This is a genomic window from Streptococcus oralis subsp. oralis, from assembly GCF_002096435.1.
Classification (GTDB): Bacteria; Bacillota; Bacilli; order Lactobacillales; family Streptococcaceae; genus Streptococcus; species Streptococcus oralis_AA.
Map to the genome: position 1 here is coordinate 1 of NZ_NCUI01000018.1, position 5196 is coordinate 5196.

Genomic DNA, 5196 nt, shown 5'->3' on the forward strand with positions numbered 1-5196 from the left:
CTCAAGGTCCGTTGGTCAAGGGGTTAAGACACCGCCTTTTCACGGCGGTAACACGGGTTCGAATCCCGTACGGACTATGGTGTATTGTGGCTAAAAAAACTTGAAAAAAAGTTTAAAAAATCTGTTGACAGAGACAGATGGCTGTGATATACTAATATAGTTGTCGCTCACGAGAGAAGTGAGAGACAAAGACCTTTGAAAACTGAACAAGACGAACCAATGTGCAGGGCACTATAACTGAGGTTATAGTACTGAACAATGAAAAAACAATAAATCTGTCAGTGACAGAAATGAGTGAGAACTCAAACTTTTAATGAGAGTTTGATCCTGGCTCAGGACGAACGCTGGCGGCGTGCCTAATACATGCAAGTAGAACGCTGAAGGAGGAGCTTGCTTCTCTGGATGAGTTGCGAACGGGTGAGTAACGCGTAGGTAACCTGCCTGGTAGCGGGGGATAACTATTGGAAACGATAGCTAATACCGCATAAGAGTAGATGTTGCATGACATTTGCTTAAAAGGTGCAATTGCATCACTACCAGATGGACCTGCGTTGTATTAGCTAGTTGGTGAGGTAACGGCTCACCAAGGCAACGATACATAGCCGACCTGAGAGGGTGATCGGCCACACTGGGACTGAGACACGGCCCAGACTCCTACGGGAGGCAGCAGTAGGGAATCTTCGGCAATGGACGGAAGTCTGACCGAGCAACGCCGCGTGAGTGAAGAAGGTTTTCGGATCGTAAAGCTCTGTTGTAAGAGAAGAACGAGTGTGAGAGTGGAAAGTTCACACTGTGACGGTATCTTACCAGAAAGGGACGGCTAACTACGTGCCAGCAGCCGCGGTAATACGTAGGTCCCGAGCGTTGTCCGGATTTATTGGGCGTAAAGCGAGCGCAGGCGGTTAGATAAGTCTGAAGTTAAAGGCTGTGGCTTAACCATAGTACGCTTTGGAAACTGTTTAACTTGAGTGCAAGAGGGGAGAGTGGAATTCCATGTGTAGCGGTGAAATGCGTAGATATATGGAGGAACACCGGTGGCGAAAGCGGCTCTCTGGCTTGTAACTGACGCTGAGGCTCGAAAGCGTGGGGAGCAAACAGGATTAGATACCCTGGTAGTCCACGCCGTAAACGATGAGTGCTAGGTGTTAGACCCTTTCCGGGGTTTAGTGCCGCAGCTAACGCATTAAGCACTCCGCCTGGGGAGTACGACCGCAAGGTTGAAACTCAAAGGAATTGACGGGGGCCCGCACAAGCGGTGGAGCATGTGGTTTAATTCGAAGCAACGCGAAGAACCTTACCAGGTCTTGACATCCCTCTGACCGCTCTAGAGATAGAGTTTTCCTTCGGGACAGAGGTGACAGGTGGTGCATGGTTGTCGTCAGCTCGTGTCGTGAGATGTTGGGTTAAGTCCCGCAACGAGCGCAACCCCTATTGTTAGTTGCCATCATTCAGTTGGGCACTCTAGCGAGACTGCCGGTAATAAACCGGAGGAAGGTGGGGATGACGTCAAATCATCATGCCCCTTATGACCTGGGCTACACACGTGCTACAATGGCTGGTACAACGAGTCGCAAGCCGGTGACGGCAAGCTAATCTCTTAAAGCCAGTCTCAGTTCGGATTGTAGGCTGCAACTCGCCTACATGAAGTCGGAATCGCTAGTAATCGCGGATCAGCACGCCGCGGTGAATACGTTCCCGGGCCTTGTACACACCGCCCGTCACACCACGAGAGTTTGTAACACCCGAAGTCGGTGAGGTAACCTTTTAGGAGCCAGCCGCCTAAGGTGGGATAGATGATTGGGGTGAAGTCGTAACAAGGTAGCCGTATCGGAAGGTGCGGCTGGATCACCTCCTTTCTAAGGATAAGGAACTGCACATTGGTCTTGTTTAGTCTTGAGAGGTCTTGTGGGGCCTTAGCTCAGCTGGGAGAGCGCCTGCTTTGCACGCAGGAGGTCAGCGGTTCGATCCCGCTAGGCTCCATTGGTGAGAGATCACCAAGTAATGCACATTGAAAATTGAATATCTATATCAAATAGTAACAAGAAAAATAAACCGAAACGCTGTAGTATTAAAAGAGTTTATGACTGAAAGGTCAAAAAATAAGGTTAAGTTAATAAGGGCGCACGGTGGATGCCTTGGCACTAGGAGCCGAAGAAGGACGTGACAAACGACGATATGCCTTGGGTAGCTGTAAGTAAGCGATGATCCAGGGATTTCCGAATGGGGGAACCCAACAGGTACTACCTGTTACCCACATCTGTTAAGGATGTGAGGAGGAAGACGCAGTGAACTGAAACATCTAAGTAGCTGCAGGAAGAGAAAGCAAAAGCGATTGCCTTAGTAGCGGCGAGCGAAACGGCAGGAGGGCAAACCGAAGAGTTTACTCTTCGGGGTTGTAGGACTGCAATGTGGACTCAAAGATTATAGAAGAATGATTTGGGAAGATCAGCCAAAGAGAGTAATAGCCTCGTATTTAAAATAGTCTTTGTACCTAGCAGTATCCTGAGTACGGCGGGACACGTGAAATCCCGTCGGAATCTGGGAGGACCATCTCCCAACCCTAAATACTCCCTAGTGACCGATAGTGAACCAGTACCGTGAGGGAAAGGTGAAAAGCACCCCGGGAGGGGAGTGAAATAGAACCTGAAACCGTGTGCCTACAACAAGTTCGAGCCCGTTAATGGGTGAGAGCGTGCCTTTTGTAGAATGAACCGGCGAGTTACGATATGATGCGAGGTTAAGTTGAAGAGACGGAGCCGCAGGGAAACCGAGTCTGAATAGGGCGCATTAGTATCATGTCGTAGACCCGAAACCATGTGACCTACCCATGAGCAGGTTGAAGGTGCGGTAAGACGCACTGGAGGACCGAACCAGGGCACGTTGAAAAGTGCTTGGATGACTTGTGGGTAGCGGAGAAATTCCAAACGAACTTGGAGATAGCTGGTTCTCTCCGAAATAGCTTTAGGGCTAGCGTCGACATAAAGATTCTTGGAGGTAGAGCACTGTTTGGGTGAGGGGTCCATCCCGGATTACCAATCTCAGATAAACTCCGAATGCCAATGAATTATGGTCGGCAGTCAGACTGCGAGTGCTAAGATCCGTAGTCGAAAGGGAAACAGCCCAGACCACCAGCTAAGGTCCCAAAATAATTGTTAAGTGGAAAAGGATGTGGGGTTGCACAGACAACTAGGATGTTAGCTTAGAAGCAGCTATTCATTCAAAGAGTGCGTAATAGCTCACTAGTCGAGTGACCCTGCGCCGAAAATGTACCGGGGCTAAAACAATTTACCGAAGCTGTGGATACCTTTATAGGTATGGTAGGAGAGCGTTCTATGTGTGAAGAAGGTATACCGTGAGGAGTGCTGGAACGCATAGAAGTGAGAATGCCGGTATGAGTAGCGAAAGACAGGTGAGAATCCTGTCCACCGTAAGACTAAGGTTTCCAGGGGAAGGCTCGTCCGCCCTGGGTTAGTCGGGACCTAAGGAGAGACCGAAAGGTGTATCCGATGGACAACAGGTTGATATTCCTGTACTAGAGTATGTAGTGATGGAGGGACGCAGTAGGCTAACTAAAGCAGACGATTGGAAGTGTCTGTCTAAGCAGTGAGGTGTGAATTGAGTTAAATGCTTAGTTCTATAACATTGAGCTGTGATGGGGAGCGAAGTTTAGTAGCGAAGTTAGTGACGTCACACTGCCAAGAAAAGCTTCTAGCGTTTAAACATACTCTACCCGTACCGCAAACCGACACAGGTAGTCGAGGCGAGTAGCCTCAGGTGAGCGAGAGAACTCTCGTTAAGGAACTCGGCAAAATGACCCCGTAACTTCGGGAGAAGGGGTGCTGACTTTAAGTCAGCCGCAGTGAATAGGCCCAAGCAACTGTTTATCAAAAACACAGCTCTCTGCTAAATCGTAAGATGATGTATAGGGGGTGACGCCTGCCCGGTGCTGGAAGGTTAAGAGGAGTGCTTAGCGTAAGCGAAGGTATGAATTGAAGCCCCAGTAAACGGCGGCCGTAACTATAACGGTCCTAAGGTAGCGAAATTCCTTGTCGGGTAAGTTCCGACCCGCACGAAAGGCGTAATGATTTGGGCACTGTCTCAACGAGAGACTCGGTGAAATTTTAGTACCTGTGAAGATGCAGGTTACCCGCGACAGGACGGAAAGACCCCATGGAGCTTTACTGCAGTTTGATATTGAGTGTCTGTACCACATGTACAGGATAGGTAGGAGTCTAAGAGATCGGGACGCCAGTTTCGAAGGAGACGTTGTTGGGATACTACCCTTGTGTTATGGCCACTCTAACCCGGATAGGTTATCCCTATCGGAGACAGTGTCTGACGGGCAGTTTGACTGGGGCGGTCGCCTCCTAAAAGGTAACGGAGGCGCCCAAAGGTTCCCTCAGAATGGTTGGAAATCATTCGCAGAGTGTAAAGGTATAAGGGAGCTTGACTGCGAGAGCTACAACTCGAGCAGGGACGAAAGTCGGGCTTAGTGATCCGGTGGTTCCGTATGGAAGGGCCATCGCTCAACGGATAAAAGCTACCCTGGGGATAACAGGCTTATCTCCCCCAAGAGTTCACATCGACGGGGAGGTTTGGCACCTCGATGTCGGCTCGTCGCATCCTGGGGCTGTAGTCGGTCCCAAGGGTTGGGCTGTTCGCCCATTAAAGCGGCACGCGAGCTGGGTTCAGAACGTCGTGAGACAGTTCGGTCCCTATCCGTCGCGGGCGTAGGAAATTTGAGAGGATCTGCTCCTAGTACGAGAGGACCAGAGTGGACTTACCGCTGGTGTACCAGTTGTCTTGCCAAAGGCATCGCTGGGTAGCTATGTAGGGAAGGGATAAACGCTGAAAGCATCTAAGTGTGAAACCCACCTCAAGATGAGATTTCCCATGATTTTATATCAGTAAGAGCCCTGAGAGATGATCAGGTAGATAGGTTAGAAGTGGAAGTGTGGCGACACATGTAGCGGACTAATACTAATAGCTCGAGGACTTATCCAAAGTAACTGAGAATACGAAGTGTGAGGTTTTCTTGGTATTTGATAGATATTCAATTTTGAGTAGGTATTACTCAGAGTTAAGTGACGATAGCCTAGGAGATACACCTGTACCCATGCCGAACACAGCAGTTAAGCCCTAGAACGCCGGAAGTAGTTGGGGGTTGCCCCCTGTGAGATATGGAAGTCGCTTAGC

Annotated in this window: 2 tRNA genes and 3 rRNA genes; all 5 read left to right on the top strand. The window is 49.6% G+C overall.

What is annotated here, in order from left to right:
- Window positions 1-5: 5 nt before the first annotated feature.
- A tRNA-Glu gene (locus B7723_RS00135) sits at window positions 6-77 on the top strand.
- Between the two features lie 232 nt (window positions 78-309).
- Window positions 310-1856, top strand: a 16S ribosomal RNA gene (locus tag B7723_RS00145).
- A 51-nt stretch (window positions 1857-1907) separates the two neighbouring features.
- A tRNA-Ala gene (locus tag B7723_RS00150) sits at window positions 1908-1980 on the top strand.
- 123 nt (window positions 1981-2103) lie between these two features.
- Window positions 2104-5004, top strand: a 23S ribosomal RNA gene (locus B7723_RS00155).
- A gap of 76 nt (window positions 5005-5080) precedes the next feature.
- Window positions 5081-5196, top strand: a 5S ribosomal RNA gene (gene rrf / locus B7723_RS00160).
- The 16S, 23S and 5S rRNA genes sit together here with 2 tRNA genes alongside, the layout of an rRNA operon.